The 24569-nt window shown below is 69.7% G+C and carries 21 protein-coding genes; 9 read left to right on the forward strand and 12 right to left on the reverse strand.

The genetic code is table 11. From position 1 onward, the window contains the following. Positions 1-47: 47 nt before the first annotated feature. Positions 48-1508 carry a Gfo/Idh/MocA family protein gene (locus tag ACGFX9_RS08665; RefSeq protein ID WP_393466859.1) on the forward strand — a complete coding sequence of 487 codons (1461 nt, stop codon included), beginning with the start codon at positions 48-50 and terminating at the stop codon, positions 1506-1508. Here the strand turns inward: ACGFX9_RS08665 and ACGFX9_RS08670 are convergent. The 3 genes from ACGFX9_RS08670 to ACGFX9_RS08680 form a co-directional block, all read right to left on the reverse strand. Next, a complete protein-coding gene (locus ACGFX9_RS08670) occupies positions 1447-2901 on the reverse strand; it encodes a cation:dicarboxylate symporter family transporter (RefSeq protein ID WP_393466862.1) in 1455 nt (484 codons plus the stop codon). The genes ACGFX9_RS08665 and ACGFX9_RS08670 overlap by 62 nt on opposite strands. A 192-nt stretch (positions 2902-3093) precedes the next feature. Continuing rightward, entirely contained in the window at positions 3094-4704 is a 1611-nt protein-coding gene (locus ACGFX9_RS08675) for a peptide-N4-asparagine amidase (protein WP_393466864.1), read from the reverse strand. A 59-nt stretch (positions 4705-4763) separates the two neighbouring features. After that, on the reverse strand, positions 4764-5507 hold the full coding sequence (locus tag ACGFX9_RS08680) for a L,D-transpeptidase family protein (RefSeq protein ID WP_393466866.1): 744 nt from the start codon (positions 5505-5507) through the stop codon (positions 4764-4766). A 282-nt stretch (positions 5508-5789) separates the two neighbouring features. Between ACGFX9_RS08680 and ACGFX9_RS08685 the strand changes: the two genes are divergently transcribed. After that, positions 5790-7691, forward strand: coding sequence for an ABC transporter transmembrane domain-containing protein (locus ACGFX9_RS08685; protein ID WP_393466869.1), 1902 nt, complete (start codon positions 5790-5792; stop codon positions 7689-7691). Next, the gene (locus tag ACGFX9_RS08690; RefSeq protein WP_393466872.1) at positions 7688-9469 is read left to right on the forward strand and encodes an ABC transporter ATP-binding protein; all 1782 of its coding nucleotides are present in this window, start codon (positions 7688-7690) and stop codon (positions 9467-9469) included. The genes ACGFX9_RS08685 and ACGFX9_RS08690 overlap by 4 nt, the downstream gene beginning before the upstream one ends. Before the next feature lie 219 nt (positions 9470-9688). On the opposite strand, the gene ACGFX9_RS08695 is transcribed toward ACGFX9_RS08690, so the two are convergent. Both ACGFX9_RS08695 and ACGFX9_RS08700 read right to left on the reverse strand, forming a co-directional pair. Then, positions 9689-10555 (reverse strand): alpha/beta fold hydrolase, encoded by an 867-nt coding sequence (locus tag ACGFX9_RS08695; protein ID WP_393466875.1) that lies wholly within the window; start codon positions 10553-10555, stop codon positions 9689-9691. Between the two features lie 86 nt (positions 10556-10641). Next, on the reverse strand, positions 10642-11436 hold the full coding sequence (locus ACGFX9_RS08700) for a metal-dependent hydrolase (protein WP_393466878.1): 795 nt from the start codon (positions 11434-11436) through the stop codon (positions 10642-10644). Positions 11437-11557: 121 nt separating this feature from the next. On the opposite strand from ACGFX9_RS08700, the gene ACGFX9_RS08705 reads away from it, so the two are divergent. The 4 genes from ACGFX9_RS08705 (at position 11558) to ACGFX9_RS08720 (ending at position 16885) form a co-directional block, all read left to right on the forward strand. Then, the gene (locus tag ACGFX9_RS08705) at positions 11558-14071 is read left to right on the forward strand and encodes a DEAD/DEAH box helicase (protein ID WP_393466880.1); all 2514 of its coding nucleotides are present in this window, start codon (positions 11558-11560) and stop codon (positions 14069-14071) included. 40 nt (positions 14072-14111) lie between these two features. Further along, the gene (locus ACGFX9_RS08710) at positions 14112-15017 is read left to right on the forward strand and encodes an acyl-CoA thioesterase (RefSeq protein ID WP_393466883.1); all 906 of its coding nucleotides are present in this window, start codon (positions 14112-14114) and stop codon (positions 15015-15017) included. Positions 15018-15078: 61 nt separating this feature from the next. After that, positions 15079-16260, forward strand: coding sequence for a winged helix DNA-binding domain-containing protein (locus ACGFX9_RS08715; RefSeq protein WP_393468296.1), 1182 nt, complete (start codon positions 15079-15081; stop codon positions 16258-16260). A 127-nt stretch (positions 16261-16387) separates the two neighbouring features. Continuing rightward, positions 16388-16885: a tetratricopeptide repeat protein gene (locus tag ACGFX9_RS08720; protein ID WP_393468299.1), complete on the forward strand. Its 498-nt coding sequence runs from the start codon at positions 16388-16390 to the stop codon at positions 16883-16885. A 35-nt stretch (positions 16886-16920) separates the two neighbouring features. Here ACGFX9_RS08720 and ACGFX9_RS08725 read toward each other — a convergent pair whose 3' ends face one another. Together ACGFX9_RS08725 and ACGFX9_RS08730 are read right to left on the reverse strand one after the other, a co-directional pair. Beyond that, complete coding sequence (locus tag ACGFX9_RS08725) at positions 16921-17916, reverse strand: DUF6397 family protein (RefSeq protein ID WP_393466886.1); 996 nt, start codon at positions 17914-17916, stop codon at positions 16921-16923. A gap of 108 nt (positions 17917-18024) precedes the next feature. Continuing rightward, on the reverse strand, positions 18025-18438 hold the full coding sequence (locus tag ACGFX9_RS08730) for a roadblock/LC7 domain-containing protein (protein ID WP_344522811.1): 414 nt from the start codon (positions 18436-18438) through the stop codon (positions 18025-18027). Positions 18439-18531: 93 nt separating this feature from the next. Between ACGFX9_RS08730 and ACGFX9_RS08735 the strand changes: the two genes are divergently transcribed. Next, on the forward strand, positions 18532-18960 hold the full coding sequence (locus ACGFX9_RS08735) for a PPOX class F420-dependent oxidoreductase (RefSeq protein WP_393466889.1): 429 nt from the start codon (positions 18532-18534) through the stop codon (positions 18958-18960). Positions 18961-18964: 4 nt separating this feature from the next. Here the strand turns inward: ACGFX9_RS08735 and ACGFX9_RS08740 are convergent, their stop codons facing one another. From ACGFX9_RS08740 to ACGFX9_RS08760, 5 genes are all read right to left on the reverse strand, one after another. Beyond that, a complete protein-coding gene (locus tag ACGFX9_RS08740; RefSeq protein ID WP_393466891.1) occupies positions 18965-19570 on the reverse strand; it encodes an ATP/GTP-binding protein in 606 nt (201 codons plus the stop codon). Next, the gene (locus tag ACGFX9_RS08745) at positions 19551-19964 is read right to left on the reverse strand and encodes a DUF742 domain-containing protein (RefSeq protein WP_393466894.1); all 414 of its coding nucleotides are present in this window, start codon (positions 19962-19964) and stop codon (positions 19551-19553) included. Before ACGFX9_RS08745 ends, ACGFX9_RS08740 begins: the two co-directional genes overlap by 20 nt. 19 nt (positions 19965-19983) lie before the next feature. Continuing rightward, on the reverse strand, positions 19984-20418 hold the full coding sequence (locus ACGFX9_RS08750) for a roadblock/LC7 domain-containing protein (protein WP_393466897.1): 435 nt from the start codon (positions 20416-20418) through the stop codon (positions 19984-19986). After that, complete coding sequence (locus ACGFX9_RS08755; RefSeq protein WP_393466900.1) at positions 20415-22967, reverse strand: nitrate- and nitrite sensing domain-containing protein; 2553 nt, start codon at positions 22965-22967, stop codon at positions 20415-20417. Before ACGFX9_RS08755 ends, ACGFX9_RS08750 begins: the two co-directional genes overlap by 4 nt. 65 nt (positions 22968-23032) lie before the next feature. Then, on the reverse strand, positions 23033-23806 hold the full coding sequence (locus ACGFX9_RS08760) for an MHYT domain-containing protein (RefSeq protein WP_393466903.1): 774 nt from the start codon (positions 23804-23806) through the stop codon (positions 23033-23035). 151 nt (positions 23807-23957) lie between these two features. Between ACGFX9_RS08760 and ACGFX9_RS08765 the strand changes: the two genes are divergently transcribed. Then, positions 23958-24557, forward strand: coding sequence for a class I SAM-dependent methyltransferase (locus ACGFX9_RS08765; RefSeq protein WP_393466906.1), 600 nt, complete (start codon positions 23958-23960; stop codon positions 24555-24557). Positions 24558-24569 lie beyond the last annotated feature (12 nt).

Raw genomic sequence — 24569 nt, forward strand, 5'->3', positions numbered from 1 at the left:
CAGGGTGGCATCCGTTCCAGCGCAGGCATCCAAGCCACGGAGGTCCGATGCACGACGAGAACGCGATCCCGAACCCCGACGAGTCCGCGACCCCTGACGACTCAGCCGACGGCACCTCCCGCCGTGCCGTGCTCCGCACCGCCGGCCTCGCCGGAGCCGGGCTCGGCATCGGCGCCCTCACCGGCGGCACGGCCCACGCCGATGCCCCGCAGGGCGCGCCCGCGGCGGCGGCTTCAACCGCCGAGGCGCCCGCCCCCCAGGGCAAGACCATGATCGGCGTACCGTTCGAGCGGCGCTCCACGGTGCGTGTGGGCATCGTCGGGCTCGGCAATCGCGGCGGCGGCATGATCGACCTGTTCCTGGCGATCCCGGGGGTGAAGGTCGTCGCGCTCTGCGACCCGGTCAAGGACAAGACCGCGGCCGCCGCGAAGAAGGTCACCGCCGCGGGTCAGCCCGCCCCGGCGACGTACACGAAGGGCGATCACGACTTCGAGAACCTGTGCAAGCGCGGTGACGTCGACTTCGTGTACGTGGCGACGCCCTGGGACTGGCACTTCGACATGGCCAGGACGGCGATGCTGAACGGCAAGCACGTCGGCGTGGAGTGTCCGATCTCCCTCCAGCTGGACCAGTTGTGGGAACTGGTCGACCTCTCGGAGCGCACCCGCAGACACTGCATGCAGTTGGAGAACTGCTGTTACGGCAAGAACGAGATGCGTGTCCTGCGCATGGCCCACGCGGGCAAGTTCGGCGATCTGCTGCACGGAGCGGGCGCCTACAACCACGATCTGCGCGGCCTGATGTTCGACCCCGATTACTACGAGGGCCCGTGGCGGCGCCTGTGGCACACGCGGCTGCGCGGCGACCTCTACCCCAACCACGGCTTCGGCCCGGTCTCCAACTACATGGACATCAACCGCGGCGACCGCGTCACCCACATCTCCAGCTTCGGCACGCCCGCCCTCGGCCTGGCCGAGTACCGCAAGGCGCACATGCCCGCGGGCGACCCGAGCTGGAAAGAGACGTACATCGAGAGCGACCGCACCATCAGCCTCGTACAGACGGCGAAGGGGCGGGTGATCCGCCTGGAGCACGACGTCTCGACGCCCCATCCCTACAGCCGCATCAACAGCCTCGGCGGCACCAAGGGCGTCTTCGAGGACTACCCGGAGCGCATCTACATCGAGCCGGACCACACGAACGACGAGTGGGGTGACTTCGCCAAGTACGCGGACGAGTACGACCACTGGCTGTGGAAGGAGCACGCGAATCCGCCCGGCGGGCACGGCGGCATGGACTACATCATGATCTTCCGTCTGATGCAGACCATGCAGCTCGGCCTCGTACCCGACTTCGACGTCTACGACGCCGCGACCTGGACGTCGCCCGTTCCCCTGAGCCATCTGTCGATCAAGGCGAAAGGCGCGCCGCAGGCGATCCCCGACTTCACTCGCGGACTGTGGAAGAAGGCGCGTCCGGGAGTGGACTCGCCAAAGCCGCAGGCGTAAGGGACTTGGGCCCGGCGGCGCTGGCCTCCGCGCTGCCGGGCTCCTCCGTCTGCTCCGTCTGCTCCGCCTGCTCCGCCTGCTCCGCCTGCTCCGGCACGAACGCGATCTCCCCGCCGAGCACCTTCTTCGCCCGTTCGGTGTCCAGCGCGCCTTCCCAGCGCGAGACCACGAAGACGGCGACGCAGTTGCCGAGCAGGTTCGTGGCGACGCGCATGGCGTCCATGATGCGGTCCACGCCGAGCAGCAGGGCGACCGCGCCCGCCGGGATGACCCCGAGCGCGGAGGCGGTCGCGGACAGCGCGAGGAACGCCGAACCGGGCACGCCCGCCATGCCCTTGCTGGTCAGCATCAGGACGAGTACGACGGTGATCTGCTGGCCCAGGCTCAGGTCCACGCCCACGGCCTGCGCGATGAACAACGTACCCACGGAGAGGTAGATCGAGGCGCCGTCGAGGTTGAAGGAGTACCCGGTCGGCAGGACAAGGCCCACCGCGTCGTCGCGGCAGCCCGCCTGGCGCAGCTTCTGCATCATGCGCGGCATGACGGTCTCGCTGGAGGCCGTGCCGAGCGCGAGCAGCATCTCCTCGCGTGTGTAACGGACGAACTTCCACAGGCTCAGGCCGGTCAGCGCCTTGAGGGCCACGCCGAGCAGGACGAGGAAGATCAGGGCCACCGCGTAACAGACACCGATGAGCTTGCCGTACGTCGACAGGGCGCCGAGGCCGTACTCCCCCACCAGATGCGCGGTGGCGCCGAACACGGCGAGCGGTGCCAGCTTCATGATGAAGCCGACGATCGCGAAGACGACCTCCTGGCCCTGCTCGATGGCGGGCAGGATCGCGGGGACCTTCGTGTTGCCCAGGTGCAGCAGGGCCGCGCCCACCAGGCAGGACAGGACGAGGACTTGGAGCAGCGAGTTCTCCGCGAAGGCGCCGACCGCGCTGTCGGGCAGCGAGTGCAGGATGAACTCGCTGGTCGAGGGCAGTGCACCACCGCCGGTCTTCTCGTCGACGGCGGACGCGTCGAGCTGGGAGGGGTCGACGTTCATTCCTGCGCCGGGCTGTACGAGGTTTCCGGCGAGCAGACCGACGACGAGAGCGACCGTGGTCGCGACCTCGAACCAGATGAGGGCCTTGAGCCCGATGCGGCCGAAGGCCTTGAGATCTCCGGCCTTGGTGATTCCGGCGACGACCACGCAGAAGACGAGCGGGGCGATCATCGCCTTGATGAGACGTACGAAGCCGTCGCCGAGCGGCTGAACCGCTGTGCCCGCGTGGGGCCACAGCCGTCCGACAAGGACTCCGATCACCAGCGCGCAGGCGACCTGCGCGAACAGTGAGGTCCGCAATGTGCGTGCTACGCGTCGCGGCAGGGACGGTACGGACTGCGGCACGGGCACTCCTGGGGTGAGACGTCACGTGACTTCTGACATACGGAAGTTTCATTCCGCGAGGCGCCACTATGGCGGAGTGCCTGCTTCCGCAAAAGACCTCCAGATCACATCCGTGTAAATCTTGGATCTTGCTCCAAACAGAGCCGGGCCGACCGCATCGGATGCGGCCGGCCCGGGGTAGCGGAGCGCTCGTCAGCAGCGCAGCCGGTCTGCCGTCAGGGCACCTTGTTCGGTGGCCAGCGTGCGGTCGTAGCAGCCGATGTCGCCGTCGCCGTACGCGCGATAGCGCTCACGCGAGGTGCCGACGGCATGCCGGTCCTCGCGCGGGACGTTGGCGGTGTACGTCGCGTCGCCCTCGTAGCGGTCATCGGTCACCGAACGGGCTGTGCGTCGCCCGTGGTGGGTGACGGCGGTCTCCGCACGGTCGCCGAGGGCGATCTCGGTGCGCAGCCGGTCACCCGCACCGAGCGTCGTCGTGCCGCCCATCGTGTACGTCCGGTCGGTGCGCCTCGTGCGGCCGTCCGTGGTGACCGTCTCGCGGTCCGTCCAGGTCGACTTGAGCGCGTCCGTCGACTCGCCGTCGGTCCAGCGGTGGACCGAGGTGTTGGCGAGCGCGCGGGTGACGGTGGTCTCGACGCGGCCGTGAGAGGTGTCGACGTACCCCGAGACGCTGAGCCGGTGACTGCCGTCTGTGTCGAGTCGGTGCGCGCTGTCCGGTGAACCGGGCGTGTACGTCGCCTTGTTCGCGAGCTCGCCCGCCTTGTGCCCGGTCAGCTCGCCGGTGACGTGCTCGCGCTTCTCGTCCTGCCAGAGAAGGATGTTGGTCGGGGTGCTCCAGCCGGCCGTCGCTTCCGGCCTGCCCGTCACGGAGACCTCCACCTGGTGCGGGCGGCCGTCGTTGAGCAGCCCGGCGAACGGCGTCAGGTCGTACTCGATGGGCTTGATGTCGAAGGCGCGGGGGCCCGGAATCACGTACCACAAGAAGGGGTTGGACCAGCCGCCCGTCCACACGGTCGGGAACGGCGTGGCGATACCGGCCAGTTGGCCGTCGACGGTGACCTGCACCTCGCGGTAGGGGCCGTCCTCGGCCTTGCAGGAGTACGGCGCCGCGTCGGGCACCGTCAGGTACCAGTACTCCTCGCAGCCGCCGCCGGACCCGGTGGCGTAGACCTCGGCGACGATGCGTTCACTGTTGCGCGGGGTGGTGAGAGTGGTGGTGTCGCCGAGGGGCAGGACGCGGTCCGGGGACGCCTGACCCGGCTTCCCGCCCTTTTCCGCCGCGTAGAACGTCAGGGTCGCCTTGACGTCGATGACTCCCGTGTACGTGTCGTTGACGACGTTTCCGATGAGCATCTCGACCGGCTTCGCGCGCCCCAGGGTTTCGCGGTAGCGCGTGACGTCCTTCTCCACGGACCAGGTGATGCCGTCGACGGACGGTTCCGGAGTGGACGTACGGAAGACCTCGACGCCGCCTATGCGGAGGTATCCGAGACGGTCGTACTGTCGTCCCTTGACCTTGCCGTCGAGACGCAGGACCACCTTGCTCCAGTCGCCCGCACCGCATTTCCTGGGCGGGGTGTAGGTGCCCTTGTAGGGCGTGAAGTCCTTGAACTGCGCCTCTGCCACGGTCACTTCACATGACGTGGTGTGCGGCTTCGGGACGGGCGGGGCGGCCGTGACCGGGTCGTGCCAGTCGTTCCCGAACTCCGCCGGGGGCGTGTCGGCCGTGGCCGGACCCGCGCTGAAGAGTGTGCTCGCCGCGAGGGTGACCCCGGCGAGCATGGACATGACGCGTCTTCTCATGGAGGTGTTCTACGGGGAGTCGACGATCACCGCAATGCGTGTCGGCGACGACAGCCTGGCTACGCCTTGAGGTTCCTCTTGTCGCCCATCACCACGACCGGGTGCTGCTTCGGGTCGAGGTTCTTCAGGAGGTATTCCATGCCCGGCTTCGACAGGCTCACGCAGCCCGACGTGCCGCTGCCGTGGTCCATGTGCAGCCAGATGCTGCCGCCCTTGGACTGGCCCTGGGGGCGGGTCGGGTCGTTGGGCGGGGTGCCCTTGGCGCGGTTGTAGTCGATGGCGATGACGTAGTCGAAGTCGTGCCAGTGCGACTTGGCCCAGTAGTGCGGGGCCTGCATCGACGCGCTTTCGGTGTACGGGAACTTCGCGCCCGGATCGGCGAGTACGCCGCCCGCGTCGGTGAGCGAGAAGACGCCGACCGGACTGCGCTTGTCGTTCTCGCGGTGGTCGGTGGTCCAGCCCTTCTTGCCGTTGTGCGCGGCCCAGCTGCGGGTCTTGTCCCAGGTCGAACCGGACTTCGGCTTCGTGTAGAGGACGACGGTGGACTTCGCCGAGTCCTCTCCTGCGCCGTAGACCGCGACGACCTGCCGTGAGTTCTCGGGGATCTTGTTCTGGAGGCCGTCGCCCACGTCGGGGATGCGCTTGAGGTTCGTCGTGGCCTCCGCTCCCTTGGCCTGCTCCCCGCCCGCATCGCCCTTGTTCGCTCCGGCGTCCGCCCCGTCGTCCGAACTTCCGCAGGACGTAAGAAGAACACCGCAGGCCGCGAACGCGGCCGCCACTCGCACCGCACCGGCTATACGCATCCGTCCATGGTCGCACCCCGTTCGCGCGCGCCGGACCGGCGCCGGGTCCCGGGCGGAGAAGGGGCCGAATCTTTACTCCGCGACGGAAAACCGTTTGCTTCGCGCGACCGTACGAGGCGAACCTTTCACGGGCTGTTACTACCGACGTCTGTTTTCCTCTGTCCTCTTTGTCTCCCTGTCAGCTCCGCTGTCTCCTTGTCAGCTCCGCCCGTTCACGGCCGTCCGTTCACGCCGGCACTCTCCGCCGAACCGACGGTTCCCCTCTTACGATCCTGGGACGTCATGCAGATTCGCGATCTTCCGTACGCCGACCCGGGCATGCCGGATGCCCGCTCGGGCCCTCACTTCCTGCGCTGGCTGGGGCGCAATCAGATCGACGGCCAGCTCAAGTCGCTCGCCTGGGGCCTGCTGCACTTCGGCTCCATCGCGGTGCTCCCCTATCTGGTCGGCTACGCCGTCCAGGCCGTGGTCGACCGCTCCGGCGGGCGGCTCGCCGTGGCGGGCGGGGTGATGGTCCTGTGCGGCATCGCCATCGCCCTCGGCGACACCATGCTGCACCGCACCGCGGTCACCAACTGGATCACCGCTGCCGCCCGCGTCCAGCAGCTCCTTGCGCGCAGGACCGCGCAGCTGGGTTCGGCGCTCACCCGGCGTGTCGCCGCGGGTGAGGTGGTCGCGGTCTCCACCGGGGACGTCGAGAAGATCGGCTGGTTCGTCGAAGCGGTCTCGCGGTTCGCGGCGGCCGCCGTCACGGTCGTCCTGGTCTGCGTCGGTCTCCTCGTCTACCAGCCCGCGCTCGGTGTCGTCGTGGCGGTGGGCGTCCCGGTGCTCGCGCTCGCCGTGCTTCCGCTGCTGCCGCGCGCCACCCGGCGCGCCGACCACCAGCGGGAGAAGGCCGGGCGGGCGACCGAACTCGCCTCGGACACCGTGGCCGGTCTGCGGGTGCTGCGCGGCATCGGCGGCGAGGAACTCTTCCTCGACCGCTATCGCCGCGCCTCGCAGGAGGTGCGTACGGCCGCCGTGCGCAGCGCCAGGATGTGGGCCGCGATCTCGGCGGTCCAGGTGCTGCTGCCCGGGCTGCTGCTGATCGTCGTCGTCTGGCACGGCGTCAACCTGGCCCGCGAAGGCCGGATCACCATCGGCGAACTGGTCACCGTCTACAGCGCGGTCACGATGCTGACTTATCCCTTGCGGCACTTCGAGGAGATCGCGATGGCCTACAGCTTCTCGCGTCCTTCGGCCAAGCGCGCCGCCCGCGTGCTCTCGCTCCAGCGCACGACACGCGACGAGGACGGGGAGCCCGGCGGGTCGGGGACGAGTGCTGCGGGCGAGACGAGTTCTGTGGATGATCTGTACGGCCCGGAGATTCCCGCGGGCGATCTCTACGACCCGGCGACCGGGCTCCTCGCGCCTTCGGGCCGTCTCACCGCCGTCGTGTGCGGTGACCCGGACGAGGCGGGACGGCTGGCCGAACGGCTCGGCGGGCACGCGGCGTTCGACGACGCCGAGAAGCTGCCTTCGGTACTGCTCGGCGGCGTACCGCTCGATGAGATACCGCTGGCCACCGCCCGCACCGCCGTCCTCGTCCAGGACAAGGACCCGGTCCTGCTCTCCGGCACGCTCCGCGGACTCCTCGACGTACCCGCGTCGGGAGCCGTGAGCGCCGACGAGGCCCTCGATGCCGCCCAGTGTTCGGACGTCCTGGACGCCCTGGCGCAGGCCTCCGTGGACGAGGCTCCGCTGGACGCGCACGTCACGGAGCGCGGCCGTTCCCTGTCCGGCGGGCAGCGGCAACGGCTCGCGCTGGCACGCTCGCTGGTCACCGACCCCGGCGTCCTCGTGCTCGACGAGCCGACGTCCGCCGTCGACTCGCACACCGAGGCGCGGGTCGCCGAGGGCATCAAGGGGCTGCGCAGCGGACGTACGACCGTGGTCCTCACCTCGTCGCCGCTGCTCCTGGACCGAGCCGAGCGCGTCGTCTTCCTCCATGAGGGCGAGGTCGCGGCGGTGGGCGAACACCGCGAACTGGTGCACAGCGAGCCGCGCTACCGGGCGGTCGTGACGCGCGAGACGGACGAGGAGCGGGATGCGGTGAGGCTGGACAAGGAAACACCGGGCAAGGAACGCGGCCCGGGCTCCCTGGCCGCCATCAACATCGAGATCGACATCGAGGAGACGGCATGATCGGCTTGGCGCCACCGGAGTACGATCCGGCGGCCCCGACCACCGCGGACACCTTGCCCGTCGGCGCGCCGGCGACGGTAGGGGCCTACGTACGCGAGCTGGTCCAGCGGCACCGTCGGGCCTTCGCCCTGCTCATCACGGTCAATACGTGCGCCGTGATCGCCTCGATGGCCGGTCCCTACCTGCTGGGCGACCTCGTCGAGAACGTCTCGGACAGCGCTCGCGACCTCCACCTGGGGCGCACCATCGCACTCTTCACCGTCGCCCTGGTGGTGCAGGCCTTCTTCGTCCAGCAGGTGCGGTTGCGCGGCGCGATGCTCGGTGAGCGGATGCTGGCCGATCTGCGCGAGGACTTCCTCGTACGCGCGGTCGGGCTGCCGCCGGGGGTGCTGGAGCGGGCCGGCACGGGGGATCTGCTGTCGCGGATCACCACGGACGTCGACCGCCTCGCGAACGCGATGCGGGAGGCTGTGCCACAGCTCGCGATCGGGGTGGTGTGGGTCGCGCTGCTGATCGGCGGCCTCGCCGTGACCGCGCCGCCGCTGGCGCCCGCCATCCTGGTGGCGGTGCCGCTCCTGGTCGTCGGATGCCGCTGGTACTTCAAGCGGGCGCCCTCCGCCTACCGCTCCGAGGCCGCCGGATACGCCGCCGTCGCCGCCGCCCTCGCCGAGACCATCGACGCGGGCCGCACGGTGGAGGCGCACCGGCTCGGCGAGCGCCGGGTGGAACTCTCGGAGCGCCGCATCAAGGAATGGACGGCATGGGAACGGCACACGCTGTACCTGCGCTCCGTCCTCTTCCCGGTCATCAACTTCACCCACGCCACCGTCCTGTGCTCGGTCCTGATGATCGGCGGCGTCTTCGTCCTGCAGGGCTGGATCGGCGTCGGCCAGCTGGCCACGGGCGCGCTGATCGCGCAGATGCTCGTCGATCCGCTGGGCATCATCCTGCGTTGGTACGACGAATTGCAGGTCGCCCAGGTCTCTCTGGCCCGGCTCGTCGGCGTACGTGACATCGAACCGGACGCGGGCGACAGCTCCGTGACTCCGGACGGACGCCATGTGCTCGCGGACGACGTGCACTTCGGATACCGCGCGGGCGTCGACGTCCTGCGGCAGGTGTCACTCGCCGTCGAGCCTGGTTCGCGGGTCGCCCTGGTCGGCCCGTCCGGCGCGGGCAAGTCCACGCTCGGCAGGCTGCTCGCGGGCATCTACGCGCCGCGCAACGGTCAAGTGACGTTGGGCGGCGCCGAGTTGTCGGCCATGCCCGCGGAGGAGGTGCGCTCGCACGTGGCCCTGGTCAACCAGGAGCACCACGTCTTCGTGGGATCGCTTCGCGACAACCTCCTCCTGGCGAGGTCGGGGGCGCTGGACGCCGAACTGTGGGCGGCGCTCGGCGCGGTCGACGCGGACAGCTGGGCGAAGGCTCTGGGCGAGGGCCTGGAAACCGAGGTGGGCTCGGGCGGCTTCGCCCTCACCCCGGCGCAGGCCCAGCAGATCGCGCTGGCCCGCCTGGTACTCGCCGATCCGCACACGCTGGTCCTGGACGAGGCCACCTCCCTCCTCGACCCGCGCGCGGCACGCCATCTGGAACGCTCCCTCGCCCGCGTCCTGGACGGCCGCACGGTGGTCGCCATCGCCCACCGGCTGCACACCGCGCACGACGCGGATGTCATCGCGGTAGTCGAGAACGGCCGGATCAGCGAGCTCGGCAGCCACGACGAGCTGGTGGGGGCAGGCGGCGCCTATGCGGCGCTGTGGCGCTCCTGGCACGGATAGTACGTACGGCCAGGTAAAGCGGGGCGGAGCGGCTCTCCACGCTCCGCCCTGCTTGACGCGTCACGCCGAGTCGCGCCGTGCCGCACCGTTCAGCGAGGGTTGCCGACGCGCCACGCGCCACCCGCCCGGGGTCGGGCGTGCGGCGGCGGTCACCGCCGACGTCGGCGCGCGGCGGCTCCTCACCGCGGAGCGCGGCGTTGACGCGTACTGCCTGCGGAATCAGCCCTGGTCCAGCACCTCGCGCAGCTTGAGCGCGAACTCGTCCGGCTTACCGGGGTATCCGGACTCACCGTCCATGAAGCCGCCGTGGTGACTCGGGAACACGGTCGGCGCCTGCCCAAGGAGCTCGGCGGCCGCCACCGAGGTGCGCCCGGTGAACACGCCCTCCGACTCCTCCCCCACCGCGATCACCACCCGCGTCGGTGCCGCGGAGAGCGCGCCCACGTCGAGCTGATAGCTGCTGACGGCCCACGACCGGTCGGAGAGCAGCGGGTCATCGCGCGAGCCGTCGTCCTCCGCCGGAATACCGAACGCTGCAGGATCAGGTTCGGGCTGGGCGAAATAGGCGTCGGTGTACTCGCCCTGCCACGACGTCATCATGATGAAGGCCGCCATACCGGCACCCCAGCCGCGCTTCTCGTAGGTGTCGAGAACACCTGCCCTTGCGCGCTCGGCGGCCTCGGCGTCGGGCAGTACGGCGATCAGCGGCGGCTCATGCGCGACGAGGGTCGTGACGTCGGCCGGATACGCGGCCACCAGTGCCAGCGCGACCACGGCTCCGCCGCTGCTCCCGAACAGCTCGACCGGCCCGGCCCCCAGCGCCTGGATGACGGCGTGCACGTCGGCCGCCTGGACCGCGGGGTCATGATCGAGCCTGCCGTCACTGCGGCTGCTGCGGCCGAGGCCGCGCGGGTCGTAGGTGACCACAGTGCGTTCGGGGAAGCGGGATGCCAGGGCTGCGAAGCCCGCGGCGGTCATGGGCTGACCGATCATGAGCAGCGGGGGACGTCCATCAGCCGTCGGAGCGGGGCCGTGGACGTCGTAGGCGAGCTCGGCCCCATTCGTCTTGAGCATGTGCGTTGTCATGCTCTGTAGACCGGGGGCACGGCCAGAACTCATCGCCGGACCGCCACAGCATCCCCGCGGGTCGACCACAGCACCCCCCACCGCCCTCAGATGAAGTTGAGCGCGGCCGCGCCGCCCGCTCCCCCGAGCAGCATGAAGACCGGCATCAGCACCTTCAGCTCGACCCAGCTGCCCGCCCGGAACCGCATCAGCTTCGGCGGCCCGATCGGATACCAGCGCTTGCGGCCGATCGGGATGGGCCACAGGATCGGGCAGCCGGAGACCGTGAGCGCGTCGCCGATGTCGTGCACCAGCGCGCCGAGCACGATCGGCAACCCCAGCCACAGGTACTCCTGGCCGGGCGCGGTGAAAAGCCAGTCCGCGCCGTTCCCGGGCTTGTCCAGCACTCCGGCGAGGAGCCACGCGCTCGTCGCGGCCAGGAGCCACACCAGCACATCGCTGCTCGACCCGCGGGCGGCCCGCCACAGCAGGCCTTCGATGGCGAGCACCATGTGGACGAAGAGCAGCGCGAGGACCGCCCACCGGCCGCCGGTGATGGCGAGCCCAGAGGCTCCCGCACCGATGAGGACGGCCCACAGCCAGGTGTGCGTGAGCGTGCGGTGCCCGCCGGCACGGCGCGGGTCGCCCTGCTTCCGTGTCGCCTTGTAGACGGCGGCCGAGAGCTTGTCGACGATCTCGCACAGGCCACGGGAGACGGGTCCGAAGGCGCGCGAGATGGTCGCCGACTTGTGGTCGAGGTCGGGCGCGAGCGCGGCCCCGGCGCAGATCAGGGCTCCGACCAGGAGGACCGGCCAGGGCATCGTGTGCCCCGCGGCCGCCGCGGCCGCTCCGACGCCGAGCCAGGCCGCCGCCCCCGAGAGTGAGTGTGCCGGACCCATCATGGCTGTTCCCCGCCCCATTTCCGTTGTACCGACTCCCCGTTGGCGACACAGCGTAGCGTTCGTGATCTTCGTGCGGACCTCCGGTTCCCTCATCGAGTGAGAAGGAAGGCAAGATGGGGGTGTGACCCTTATTGATCAGCTGCCGCCGGATGCCGACCCCGATGCCCTCTTCGAAGCCTTCTCGACGTGGGCCGAGAGTCAGGGGATCACTCTCTACCCGGCTCAGGAGGAGGCGCTGATCGAGGTGGTCTCCGGGGCCAACGTGATCTTGTCCACACCGACCGGCTCCGGAAAGAGCCTGGTCGCGGCGGGTGCGCACTTCACAGCGCTGGCCCAGGACAAGGTCACTTTCTACACGGCTCCGATCAAGGCGCTGGTGTCGGAGAAGTTCTTCGACCTGTGCAAGCTCTTCGGCACCGAGAACGTCGGCATGCTGACCGGTGACGCCTCGGTCAATTCCGACGCCCCGGTCATCTGCTGCACGGCCGAGGTCCTCGCGTCGATCGCCCTCCGGGACGGCAAGCACGCCGACATCGGCCAGGTCGTGATGGACGAGTTCCACTTCTACGCGGAGGCGGACCGCGGCTGGGCCTGGCAGATCCCGATCCTCGAACTGCCTCAGGCGCAGTTCATCCTGATGTCGGCGACGCTCGGCGACGTGTCGATGTTCGAGAAGGACCTGACGCGCCGCACGGGTCGCCCCACGTCGGTCGTCCGCTCCGCCACACGCCCCGTCCCGCTCTCGTACGAATACCGCCTGACGCCGATCACGGAGACGATCACCGAGCTCCTGGAGACCAGGCAGGCACCGGTCTACATCGTGCACTTCACACAGGCACAAGCCGTCGAGCGCGCCCAGTCGCTGATGAGCATCAACATGTGCACCCGTGAGGAGAAGGACAAGATCGCCGATCTGATCGGCAGCTTCCGCTTCACCACGAAGTTCGGCCGCAACCTCTCGCGGTACGTCCGCCACGGAATCGGTGTGCACCACGCGGGCATGCTGCCCAAGTACCGGCGGCTCGTGGAGAAGCTGGCGCAGGCCGGACTGCTCAAGGTCATCTGCGGCACCGACACCCTCGGCGTCGGCGTCAACGTCCCGATCCGCACGGTGCTGTTCACCGCGCTCACCAAGTACGACGGCACGCGCGTCCGGACGCTGCGGGCGCGGGAGTTCCACCAGATCGCAGGCCGCGCGGGCCGCGCGGGCTTCGACACGTCGGGCCTCGTCGTGGCTCAGGCGCCCGAGCACGTCATCGAGAACGAGAAGGCACTCAACAAGGCGGGCGACGACCCGAAGAAGCGCCGCAAGGTGGTGCGCAAGAAGGCTCCCGAGGGTTTCGTGGGGTGGACCGAGGCAGGCTTCGAGAAGCTCATCTCCTCTGATCCCGAACCGCTGACCTCTCGCTTCCGCGTCACACACACCATGCTCCTCGCGGTGATCGCCCGCCCGGGCAACGCCTTCCAGGCGATGCGCCACCTGCTTGAGGACAACCACGAGCCGCGCAAGCAGCAGCTGCGGCACATCCGCCGGGCCATCGCCATCTACCGTTCGCTGCTCGCCGGCGGCGTGGTCGAGAAGCTCGACGAGCCGGACTCCACGGGCCGCATCGTGCGTCTGACGGTCGACCTGCAGCAGGACTTCGCGCTCAACCAGCCGCTGTCGACGTTCGCCCTGGCCTCCTTCGAACTTCTCGACCCGGAGTCCCCTTCGTACGCCCTGGACATGGTGTCCGTCGTCGAGTCCACCCTCGACGACCCGCGCCAGATCCTCGCCGCCCAGCAGAACAAGGCGCGCGGCGAGGCCGTGGCCCTGATGAAGGCGGACGGCGTCGAGTACGAGGACCGCATGGAGCGCCTCCAGGACATCACCTACCCCAAGCCCCTGGAGGAGCTCCTCTTCCACGCGTACGACACCTATCGGACGAGCCACCCGTGGGTGGGCGACCACCCTCTCTCCCCGAAGTCCGTGATCCGCGACATGTACGAACGGGCGCTGACGTTCACGGAGTTCACGTCCTTCTACGAACTCGCCCGCACTGAAGGCATCGTGCTGCGCTACCTCGCCGGCGCGTACAAGGCACTTGAGCACACCATCCCGGACGACCTGAAGTCCGAGGACCTTCAGGACCTGATCGCCTGGCTCGGCGAGATGGTCCGCCAGGTCGACTCCAGCCTCCTCGACGAGTGGGAGCAGCTCGCCAACCCGGAGGTCATGACCGCGGAGGAGGCCCAGGAGCGCGCCGACCAGGTCAAGCCGGTCACCGCCAACGCCCGCGCCTTCCGTGTCCTGGTCCGCAACGCGCTCTTCCGCCGCGTCGAACTGGCCGCACTCGATCACGTCGAGGAGCTGGGCGAACTGGACGCCGAGTCCGGCTGGGACGCGGACGCCTGGGGCGCGGCCATGGACAAGTACTGGGACGAGTACGACGATCTCGGCACCGGTCCCGACGCGCGCGGCCCCAGGCTGCTGCTCATCGAGGAGGACTCGGAGCACGGCCTGTGGCGCGTCCGCCAGACGTTCGCCGACCCGAACGGCGACCATGACTGGGGTATCAGCGCGGAGGTCGATCTCGCGGCCTCCGACGAGCAAGGCCTCGCCGTCGTCCGGGTCACCGACGTCGGCCAGCTCTGACCGCGTCGAGCAGCCCCCAGACAGGAGTCGAGAAAACACCATGAACAATCCCGCCGACCGGCTGGTCGACCTGCTCGACCTGGAGCAGATCGAGCTCAACATCTTCCGTGGCCGCAGCCCGCAGGAATCCTTGCAGCGGGTGTTCGGCGGGCAGGTCGCCGGGCAGGCCCTGGTGGCCGCCGGCCGCACCACCGAGGGCGAGCGTCCGGTGCACTCGCTGCACGCGTACTTCCTGCGGCCCGGCCGTCCGGGCGTACCGATCGTGTACCAGGTCGAGCGGGTGCGGGACGGGCGCTCCTTCACCACGCGCCGTGTCACCGCGGTCCAGCAGGGCCGCACCATCTTCAATCTCACCGCTTCCTTCCATCAGCCCGAAGAGGGCGCTTTCGAACACCAGCTGCCGCCGCGCATCACGGCTCCCAACCCCGAGTCGCTGCCGACGGTCGCGCAGGAGATCACGGAGCATCTGGGCGCACTCCCCGAGCAGCTGGAGCGCATGGCCAGACGTCAGCCGTTCGACATCCGCTACGTGGACCGGCTGCGCTGGACCGCGGAGGAGATCAAGGACGCCGAGCCGCGCAGCGCGGTGTGGATGCGCGCGGTCGGCCCACTGGGTGACGATCCGCTCGTGCACACCTGCGCGCTGACGTACGCGAGCGACATGACGCTCCTGGACGCCGTGCGCATCCCGGTGGAGCCGCTGTGGGGCCCGCGCGGCTTCGACATGGCGTCCCTTGACCACGCCATGTGGTTCCACCGCCCCTTCCGTGCGGACGAGTGGTTCCTGTACGACCAGGAGTCGCCGATCGCGACAGGGGGCCGCGGTCTCGCACGCGGCCGTATCTACGACATCGAGGGCAGGCTGCTGGTCTCGGTCGTGCAGGAGGGGCTCTTCCGGGCCTACGGGGAGCGGCACATGGACGGTCGTCCTTCGACGGGTTCGTGAGTAGCCGCCGGGGCGGCGGTCGTTCGCCCCGGCAGGACGTACGGGAGGCGTGGTGCGGCGGATCGCGGTGGCTGAGCGGCGGGCGAGGCTGGGCCTGCGGCACCGGCTGGCCACAGAGGCAAGGACGGATGCCCCGGTAGAGGTGGCCCGTTCCTTGGTCGCGCTGCACGGCACCGACCCGTCGTCCGTCTATGTGGGCGCCTGGGCCCGCATGCACGAGGGCGGGGTGGCGGACATCGAGCGTGCCCTGTATGAAGACCGGTCGCTGATCCGTCTCCTGGGGATGCGACGCACGGTTTTCGTGACGTCCCTCGACGTGGCGCCCGTGCTGCAGGCTGCCTGCTCTCGTGCCGTCGCCGCGCGGGAGCGGCGCCGTCTTCTGGACCTGCTGGCCGCGTCCGGAGTTGCCGACGACGCCGCCGGGGTGCGGGGTTGGCTCGCACGGGCCGAGGACGCGGCGCTGCGCGCCCTCAAAGCACGGGGTGAGACGACGGCCGCCGAGCTGGCCGGCGACGATCCGCTGCTGGGTACGGAGGTGGTACTCGCGCGGGGCAAGAGCTACGAGGGGCGGCAGAAGGTGGCCAGCCGCCTGCTGCTGCTTCTGGCGGCCGAGGGTCAGGTCGTGCGGGGTCGCCCGCGCGGTTCGTGGACCTCGCACCAGTACCGCTGGGCGCCCTTGACGGACTGGTCCCCCGGCGGTCTTGCCGACTGGGACACCCAGGAGGCCGAGACCGACCTTGCCGGACGCTGGCTGCGGGCGTTCGGCCCGGCCACGGCGGAGGATTTGCGGTGGTGGGCCGGGTGGACCAAGACCCAGACGAAGCGGGCGCTCACCCCACTGCGGCCGGTCGAAGTCGACTTGGACGGCAACACCGGGATCGTACTTCCCGACGACCTTGAACCGCCCTCTCCGACAGGCGATTGGGCCGCTCTGCTGCCAGGGCTCGACTCCACCCCGATGGGCTGGCAGGACCGAGGGTGGTTCCTCGGCGAGCACGGCCCGCGCCTCTTCGACCGTTACGGGAACATCGGTCCTTCCCTGTGGTGGAACGGCCGCATCGTCGGCGGTTGGGCCCAGGACAGTGAGGGCGAGATCGTCTGCCGGTTTCTCGAAGACATCGGCGCCGCCGGGAGAACCGCGGTTCACGCCGAAGCCGATCGCCTCGCGGCGCGCCTGGACGGCGTACGACTCACGGCTCGTACACGCGGCCGTGCGTGGCTCGAAGAGGAATTGGCCCGCTGACGAGGACGGTGCGGACCTGGCGGAACACAGGCTGGACGACCAGGACATCAGTGCCTCCGATCACTAGGGGTGGGGCAGAGGAAGGGATGGGGATGAGAGGAATGGGGAATTGACGACGAACGAGGCCATGCCGCGGGACCGCGACCAGTTGCTCGCCGAGGCGGTGCGGCTCCGTGAGACAGGTCGCCGCGAGCAGGCGAGAGAGCGACTGCTCGCCCTGTGCGAGCAGTTCCCCCTGGACGCCGGGATCGCGTACCAGACCGCATGGGTGCACGACACACTCGGCCTGGAGTCCGAGGCGGTGCCGCACTACGTGCGTGCGGTCGAGGGGCAGGGTCTGTCAGCCGATGACCGCCGGGGAGCCCTGCTCGGCCTCGGCAGCACATACCGCGTCCTTGGCCGGTATCCGGAGGCCGTCACGACCTTGCGCGACGCGGTGGCGGAGTTCCCCGACGACGGTGCGCTCAAGACGTTTCTGGCCATGGCGCTCTACAACACCGGCCGGGCACACGACGCGATGGGGCTCCTGCTGACGCTCCTCGCCTCCACGAGCCAGGACCCGGACATCGCCGACTACCGGCCCGCGATCGAGCACTACGCCAAGAATCTCGACGCGACCGTGTAGCGCTGCCCGCGGGTCCGCTCCCTGCTGGCCCGCCCCTACGCTCGCCTGCGGCGCAGCCACTTGAGCAGCCCTCGCTGCTCGGGCGCCCGCGGACCCATCACCGCACCGGGCAGCTGAGCGAGCGGCAGAGCCTCGCGATCCGGCCCAGGATCGGGGCCGGGATCAGGATCAGGGCCGGTATCAGGATCAGGGCTGAGCAGGGTGTCGGGTTCCGTGCGGGGAACTGGTGTGGGCGTGGGTCGCGGCGCCGGACGCTGCCCTCTGGCCTGGGAGAGGCCGATGGTGAGGTTCGCCCGCAGCCAGCGGATCTCGTCCGGGTCATCCGCGGTCGTGATCTTCTGGATGATCCGTCCCGCGGGCGACTCGGGGGCGGACTGAGCCAGCGACTCGGGCATGAGCCTGTGCACATAGGCTCGTTCGTACGGATCCTTGATGATTTCCGCGATCTGCACCGGGTCGAGCAGCGAAGCCACGGCCGCGGCCCGCTCCCAGGGGTCCTCCGACTGACGCAACATCGCTCCCGCGTGCCGGCCCCGCCAGTTGCGCGCCCGCAGGTCCACACCCGCCTCCAGTTGGGCGCGGATCGTGCCGGGCGCACGCCCGGTGAGCAGCCCGGCGTTGACCTCGGACTGGGCGAACTGCCGTAGCTCCTCTGCCAGATACAGCCACACCACGGCCCTGTAGCGGTTCAGGTAAAATTTCACGGGCGTCACGAAGCCCGCGCGGGTCAGCCGGGTGAACCGGGCCGTGGTGATGTCCATGATGGCCGCGCCCTCGGTGGTACCTACGGCTCTGATGCGCTCCACCCACGCCTCGGGAAAGCCTTCCCCTGCGCGGACGCGCTCGATCTCCTCCTGCGTGACGCGGCGCCGCCCGCCGGCCGCGTCACTGACGGTGCGGATGCGCCCCAGCATCACGGCGAGCTCGAACTCGCCTCGTTTGAGTCCCAGTTCCCGTGCGGCGCGGCTCTGCGCGACCGTTGCCCGCGCCGCCGTCTCGGCAGGCTCATGCGTGATGGTGTGACCTGTCATGGTGGTTCTCCCCCGTGAGGCGTCTTTGCTCTCGGGAAAACCGTAGCGCGATCACCGCGATCCGTGTGAGCCTGTGGATAACTCTGACTGTGGTGATGTTTCCGCTGGTCAGAGGTCTACAACCGGTGTCCGCTCCGGCTGCCGGGCACCCACGCCCAGGTGCTCGCCGACACGATTGACGAGGAGCGTCATCTCGTACGCGACCTGACCGATGTCCGCCTCGGCGGAGCTGAGCACGCACAGACAACTGCCGTCGCCCGCCGCGGTGACGAAGAGCACCGCGTCGTCGAACTCGATCATGGTCTGACGGACGCTGCCGGCTCGGAAGTGCCGCCCTGATCCCTTGGCCAGGCTGTGCAGACCCGACGAGACCGCGGCCAGATGTTCCGCGTCCTCCCGCTTCAGTTCCGAACTCGCGCCGGTCACCAGGCCGTCGTTGGAAAGGACCAGCGCGTGCCGTACGGGCTCCATCCGCTCGGTCAGGTCGTCAAGCAGCCAGCCAAGCCCCGTGTTCTGCACCATTTTCCCGTCTCCCCGCGTTCTGCTCCCCCTGGCTGGAGGAACTGACCTGCCAGCCTTCCCCACCATCGGCGCCCCGGCAAGCATGATGAGGACATGGCACAGAAGATGACTGATGACCAGTGGCGGGCTTTTGTCTCGCAGGGCACCCGCACCGGCAAGCTGTCGACCGTACGTGCGGACGGCAGCCCACATATCGCACCGATCTGGTTCCTGTTGGACGGGGACGAGTTGGTGTTCAACACCGGGGCTGAGACCGTCAAGGGGCGGAATCTGGCACGTGACGGCCGGGTGGCCCTGTGCGTGGACGACGACAAGCCCCCGTTCTCGTTCGTGGTACTGCAGGGGCAGGCCCGGTTGAGCGACGATGTCGACGAGGTTCGGCACTGGGCGGCCCGGCTCGGCGCCCGCTACATGGGCGAGAGCCGTGCCGAGGAGTTCGGCGAGCGCAACGGCGTGCCCGGTGAACTCCTCGTGCGCGTCAAGATCGACAAGGTCGTCGCGCTCGCCGACCTGGCCGACTGACGTCTCAGCCCACCGTGTCGAGCAGCCGGGCGGTATGCATCCGCCCGGCGTACTCGACCAGGCGTATCAGCACCTCCTTTCCCGAATCGCGGTCCCGTGCGTCGCACAGCACCACGGGGGTGCCGCGGTCGAGGTCCAGGGCCCGTGACACTTCGTGGGCACCGTACGTACGCGTGGTCTTGAAGCAGTTGACGGCCACGACGAACGGGATGTGCCGGTGCTCGAAGTAGTCGACGGCGGGGAAGCAGTCCTCGAGCCGTCGCGTGTCCGCGAGGACGACGGCACCGAGCGCGCCCTGTGACAACTCGTCCCACAGGAACCAGAAACGGTCCTGCCCCGGCGTACCGAAGAGGTACAGGGACAGGCCTGACCTGATGGTGATGCGGCCGAAGTCCATGGCTACGGTCGTCGTGGTCTTCCGGTCGACACCGCCGGTGTCGTCCACCGACTGGCCCGCCTCGCTGAGCAGTTCCTCGGTGCGCAGTGGGCGGATCTCGCTGACCGCGCCGACCAGAGTGGTCTTACCCACCCCGAAGCCGCCCGCGACCAGAATCTTCAACGCCATGGCGGTCGTGTCGCCGCCTCCGGCCTCAGAGTGCTCGGAGCCCATCGATCACCTCTCGCAGGATCTTCTCGTCGGGCAACTGTGCGGGTGGCACGGGTCGGCTCACCTTCACGCAGCCCATTTCCAGCAGGTCACCGAGCAGCACCCTGACCACGCCCACGGGCAGGTCGGCACCGGCCGCCAGCTCGGCGACCGACTGGGTCTCGGTGCGGCACAGTTCGATGAGCGACCGGTGTTCCGGTCCTAGGGCGGTGTCGTCGCCGGGGCCTGGCGCGTTCTCGTCCAGCGTGACGAGGGCGATCAGGTCGAAACGCACTCCGGTGGGGCCCGGTTGGGTCCGGCCGCCTGTCATCGCGTAGGGACGGACCAGCGGTCCGGCCTCGTTGTCGTACCACTGGCTGCCCGCGTCGTGCGGGGCGCCGCTCCTGTCTTCGGTCATCTGTGTCGTCCGCCCCGCGTCATCCGACGGCCGGTGGTTGCGCCGCGAACCGCGGCGGCGTGTAGAGGTGCTCGCCGACGCGCTTCACGAGCCGGGCCATCTCGTACGCGACCAGGCCGATGTCCGCTGTCACGGAGCTGAGTACGGCGAGGCAGGATCCGTCGCCGGCCGCTGCCACGAACAGGAAGGCGTCGTCCATCTCGACCATGGTCTGGCGCACCCCTCCTGCCCCGAAGTGCCGGCCTGCTCCTTTGGCGAGGCTGTGGAACCCGGAGGCGACCGCCGCGAGGTGCTCCGCGTCCTCGCGGGCGAGGGCGGTCGAGGCGCCGACGGCGAGCCCGTCGTTGGAGAGCACCACGGCGTGCCGCACTTCGCCGACGCGCAGCACCAAGTCGTCCAGCAGCCAGTCGAGTTCGCCGGAGCGTCCGGCGGTGATGCTCTGATCCTGGATCATGCGTGGTCTCCTTCGGTGCTGTCTTTGGACGATGCGGGTCCCGGGGTGTCGGGGACGGCACCGACGATGCCCGGACGCCGACCGCCGCCACGGGCCCAGCCGTCGCGGTAGGCGGTCATGCGGTCCCGCGCCTCTTCCGGGCTGCGCTCCGTGTCCTCGCGGACGCTCACGGACCCGGCCGCTTCTTCGGGGTGCCGTTCGCGCAGCTGAGGGGCGAGGCTGGCCTGACGTACGCGGCGCGGAAGATCGTCCCCGGAGCCCTCCGGGGAGCTGTCGGGTTCCGTGTCCGGGGGTTTGTGGGGGCGGAGAGTGGTGACGCCAGGGGGTGTCGGTACTGGAGTCTCCGTCGACACGGCCAGTAGGGGGCGTGCGGCCGGGGCGGGGAGGGGGTTTCCGTTCATCGCTGCGGCACGGGGCACGCGCGCGTGCCCGTCCTGTTCGCGGTGGCGTTCCATGGTGTGGGCTCCGGGGCTCTGCTGGGTGCTGCTCTGCAGCAGCGCGGTGGGCAGTAGGACGACCGCGGTGGTACCGCCGTAGGGGGACGTACGGAGGTGCACCTTGACCTCGTGTCGCGAAGCGAGCCTGCTGACCACGAAGAGCCCCAGTTGGTCGCTGTCGAACAGGTCGAGTGCTTCGGACTGCTCGATGCGGCGGTTGGCTTCAGCGAGGGTCTCTTCGCCCATGCCGAGGCCGCGGTCCTCGATCTCCAGGGCGTAGCCGTTGCCGACCGGTTCGCCGTTGACCCGCACTTTGGTGTGCGGTGGCGAGAACTGTGCGGCGTTCTCGACGAGTTCGGCCAGGAGGTGGGTGAGGTCGGCGACGGCTGTGCCGACGACCGAGGCGCCGGGTAGTTGTCGTACCTCCACGCGCGCGTAGTCCTCGACTTCGGAGACGGCCGCGCGGACGACGTTCGTCAGGGAGACGGGCATGCGCCAGGCGCGGCCCGGCGCGGCTCCGGAGAGGATGATCAGGCTCTCCGCGTGTCGCCTCATCCGGGTGGTGAGGTGGTCGAGCCGGAAGAGGTCGCTGAGCTCGTTCGGGTCGTCGGACCTGCGCTCCATGCTGTCGAGGAGGCTGAGCTGGCGGTGGACGAGGACCTGGCTCCTGCGGGCGAGGTTGACGAACACACCCGAGATGCCGCTGGCGAGTTCAGCGCGCTCGATCGCGGCACGCAGGGCTGCCCGGTGCACCGTGCCGAGCGCTTCGTAGACCTGTCCTGTCTCGTCCTCCGCGGGTGGGCCGGGGGGCGCTTCGGCGTGGATGTCGATCTCTTCGCCGGCACGCAACCTCTGCATGGCGTGCGGGAGTTTGCGGCGGGCGATCTCCAGTGCGCCGTTGCGCAGGCTCACCAGCTCGACGACCAGTCCGCGCCCGATGCGTACGGAGATGACGAGTGAGGCGGCGACGGCGGCGAGCCCAAGGAGCACGGCGGCGCCGGCCGGTGTGAGCAGCCCGCGGGTGAACGGGTCGGCCCGGTTGGCGGCACTGCGGCCCGCGCCCACCTCGATCGCGCGGAGTCCGTTCCGTACCGACGCATGGGAGCTGTCCCACTTGGTGGCCGATGCCGCGTCGATCGCCTTGCGGCCAGGTGGGGCGACGAGCACCTTGTCCTCGGTGGCGCGCACGCCGGCGTACGCGCTCCCTTCCACGAGGTGCTGCCAGGCTGCTCGTTCGGGTCCGCGCAGATCCGCCACCGCGGTTTCGGTGAGGGTCCGCCGGGTTTCGACGGCTCCGGTGAACTGCTGCAGGCGCGCCCCCTCAAGCGAGCCGTCGAGCCGGGCGCTGGACAGCACGATGTCCTCGCGTGCCAGCATCTCGGCCGCCCGGGAGAATTCGAGTAGCACGCGCGCGTCGGAGCCGAGTTGGGCGTCCTGGATGCCGGTGAGTGCGCCGCCGACTCCGAAGGCGGCCGAAATGGCCTTCGTGTACTGCCCGTACGTGGCGTCCCAGCCGGTGCGGCGGTCAAGTACGTCGGTCCGCAATGTGCGCAGGCCCTCTGCTCCGGAGAGGAACGTTTCGAGCCTGGATGACACGCCGGTCGGCAGGTCCGCGCCGTCGGCGACCGTCCGGTGATCGCCACGACGCAGCTTCGCCAGTGTGCGGTCCGTACGTTGCGCCTGCCGCTTGAGCGTGCCGGCGCGGTCGGGCGCGGGTTCGGTCGCGTAGCGTACGGCCGCCACTCGCTCGGCCTGCAGTGCGGCGACGGCGGCGTCGACGGGGCCGCGCACCTCGGCGTCGACGCGCTGCAGTTGCCGCAGACGCGCCACGTCCTGTGCCGTACTGACTGTGGCGTATCCCCACAGTGCGATCAGTGAGACGACCGGCACCATCAGCAGGCACACGATCTTGGCGCGTACGGTGCGCGGGCGCGGCCACCACTGTCCGCTGTGTGCGGGAGTCGTGGGCGGCCCGGGTTCCAAGGGGGCTTTCGCGTCGGGCCGTTCATCGGCTGGCGGTCCCGCGTGCGCGCGGCGGCCACGTGCCGGGGACCCGGGCTGCGGCGGCGTGATGCCGTCGTCGGGATCGGGGGTGCTACGGGGTGTACGCATGGCCTCCTCGCTCGGAAGGATTCGGGGCGGGTGTCCGCCTGGCTGCGATCGTTCCGGGGGTGCCGCTACTGGGCGGCGCCCTCCACCGGCAGTTGGGCGGACACAGAGGCCTGGCGCTCCCCCGCGGTCGGGGACAGCGCGACAAATGCCGAGGTCAGGAAGAGGTAGGAGCCCAGACCGACGGCTAGAGGGAAGATGAACTGCATCGTCGTGGCCCCGGGCAGTGACGCACCTGCCTCGGTGACCCGCACGCTCACGGCGAGCATGCCGGTGTAGTGCATGCTGGTCACCGCCCCGCCCATGACCAGCGAGGCGACGGCGACCGCGAGGGGCGACTTGATGTTGAGTGCCGCCCACAGGGCCGCTGTCGCGGCGACGACGGCGATGACCACGGAGAGGCCGACCAGCACCGGGTCGTACCGCACGTCGCCGTGCAGCCGCAGCGCGGCCATGCCCAAGTAGTGCATGCTCGCGACGCCGAGCCCCGTGGTGAGCCCGCCGAGCGCGAGCGCCCGTCCGCGATCACGGCCGTAGCCGACGGCGAAGACACCGGCTCCGACGACGACCATCGCGACCATCAGGCTCAGGATCGTCAACGGCACGTTGTAGCGGATCTCGGTTCCGGTGACGCCGAATCCGAGCATCGCCACGAAGTGCATCGTCCAGATGCCCGAGCCGATGGCCGAGGCCGCGGTGATCAGCCAGTTGCGCCGTGACTTTCCCGTGGTGCCGAGCGCGCGGACGGTGCAGCGCAGCCCGAGAGCGGCGCCGATGGAGGCCATCGCGTACGACAGCACGGGTGTCAGCCAGCCGAAGGTGGCGTGGTCCAGGTGTCCCATGGCTCCGGGACGCTAGTCCTGGCAGGGGCGCACAAAGGGGGCGCAGTTCGAAAGGTGTTGGAATATGACAGAGAGAGGCTCCTGAACGATCGCGTCAAGCTCGAACGTGTGCCCCCAACGCGCACACGCGTCATTGCGCGATCATGGCCACATGAGCGATGACCACACGCGTGTCCGTGACTTCTTCACAGCCCGAGCGGCCGACTGGGACAACCGTTTTCCCGACGACGGGCCCGCCTACCGGGCTGCCGCGTCCGAGCTCGGCTTGCGCCCCGGCGACCGCGTCCTCGACGCCGGGTGCGGCACCGGGCGTGCGCTGCCGGCGCTCAGGGACGCCGTGGGGCCCTCTGGGGTCGTACTCGGCGTCGACCTGACCCCCGCCATGCTGGAGGCCGCCACGCGGGCGGGCAGGCACCGCGAGGGACAGCTCCTGCTCGCTGACGTGACCCGACTCCCGTTGCGCGGGGCTTCACTGGATGCCGTGTTCGGCGCAGGCCTGATCTCCCATCTGCCCGATCCGGCGCAGAACCTTCGGGAGTTGCGGCGCGTGGTGCGCCCTGGCGGGACCCTGACCCTCTTCCACCCCATCGGCCGGGCGGCCCTCGCGGCGCGTCAGGGCCGCCAGATCACGCCGGACGATCTGCGGGCCGAGGCGAACCTCGGCCCGCTGCTTGCCGGTTCAGGCTGGCGGCTGACCTCGTATCTCGACGAGGACGCTCGATTCCTCGCTCTGGCAGTACGACAGGATTAGGCCGACCACGGT

It is taken from the genome of Streptomyces sp. NPDC048436 (genome assembly GCF_043200355.1).
GTDB lineage: Bacteria > Actinomycetota > Actinomycetes > Streptomycetales > Streptomycetaceae > Streptomyces.

Bases quoted from the DNA above. Each gene is read 5' to 3' on its own strand.
- ACGFX9_RS08665 (WP_393466859.1), top strand. From the start codon at position 48: ATGCACGACGAGAACGCGATCCCGAACCCCGACGAGTCCGCGACCCCT.
- ACGFX9_RS08675 (WP_393466864.1), bottom strand. From the start codon at position 4,704: ATGAGAAGACGCGTCATGTCCATGCTCGCCGGGGTCACCCTCGCGGCG.
- ACGFX9_RS08680 (WP_393466866.1), bottom strand. From the start codon at position 5,507: ATGCGTATAGCCGGTGCGGTGCGAGTGGCGGCCGCGTTCGCGGCCTGC.
- ACGFX9_RS08685 (WP_393466869.1), top strand. From the start codon at position 5,790: ATGCAGATTCGCGATCTTCCGTACGCCGACCCGGGCATGCCGGATGCC.
- ACGFX9_RS08690 (WP_393466872.1), top strand. From the start codon at position 7,688: ATGATCGGCTTGGCGCCACCGGAGTACGATCCGGCGGCCCCGACCACC.
- ACGFX9_RS08695 (WP_393466875.1), bottom strand. From the start codon at position 10,555: ATGACAACGCACATGCTCAAGACGAATGGGGCCGAGCTCGCCTACGAC.
- ACGFX9_RS08700 (WP_393466878.1), bottom strand. From the start codon at position 11,436: ATGATGGGTCCGGCACACTCACTCTCGGGGGCGGCGGCCTGGCTCGGC.
- ACGFX9_RS08710 (WP_393466883.1), top strand. From the start codon at position 14,112: ATGAACAATCCCGCCGACCGGCTGGTCGACCTGCTCGACCTGGAGCAG.
- ACGFX9_RS08720 (WP_393468299.1), top strand. From the start codon at position 16,388: ATGCCGCGGGACCGCGACCAGTTGCTCGCCGAGGCGGTGCGGCTCCGT.
- ACGFX9_RS08725 (WP_393466886.1), bottom strand. From the start codon at position 17,916: ATGACAGGTCACACCATCACGCATGAGCCTGCCGAGACGGCGGCGCGG.
- ACGFX9_RS08730 (WP_344522811.1), bottom strand. From the start codon at position 18,438: ATGGTGCAGAACACGGGGCTTGGCTGGCTGCTTGACGACCTGACCGAG.
- ACGFX9_RS08735 (WP_393466889.1), top strand. From the start codon at position 18,532: ATGGCACAGAAGATGACTGATGACCAGTGGCGGGCTTTTGTCTCGCAG.
- ACGFX9_RS08740 (WP_393466891.1), bottom strand. From the start codon at position 19,570: ATGGGCTCCGAGCACTCTGAGGCCGGAGGCGGCGACACGACCGCCATG.
- ACGFX9_RS08745 (WP_393466894.1), bottom strand. From the start codon at position 19,964: ATGACCGAAGACAGGAGCGGCGCCCCGCACGACGCGGGCAGCCAGTGG.
- ACGFX9_RS08750 (WP_393466897.1), bottom strand. From the start codon at position 20,418: ATGATCCAGGATCAGAGCATCACCGCCGGACGCTCCGGCGAACTCGAC.
- ACGFX9_RS08755 (WP_393466900.1), bottom strand. From the start codon at position 22,967: ATGCGTACACCCCGTAGCACCCCCGATCCCGACGACGGCATCACGCCG.
- ACGFX9_RS08760 (WP_393466903.1), bottom strand. From the start codon at position 23,806: ATGGGACACCTGGACCACGCCACCTTCGGCTGGCTGACACCCGTGCTG.
- ACGFX9_RS08765 (WP_393466906.1), top strand. From the start codon at position 23,958: ATGAGCGATGACCACACGCGTGTCCGTGACTTCTTCACAGCCCGAGCG.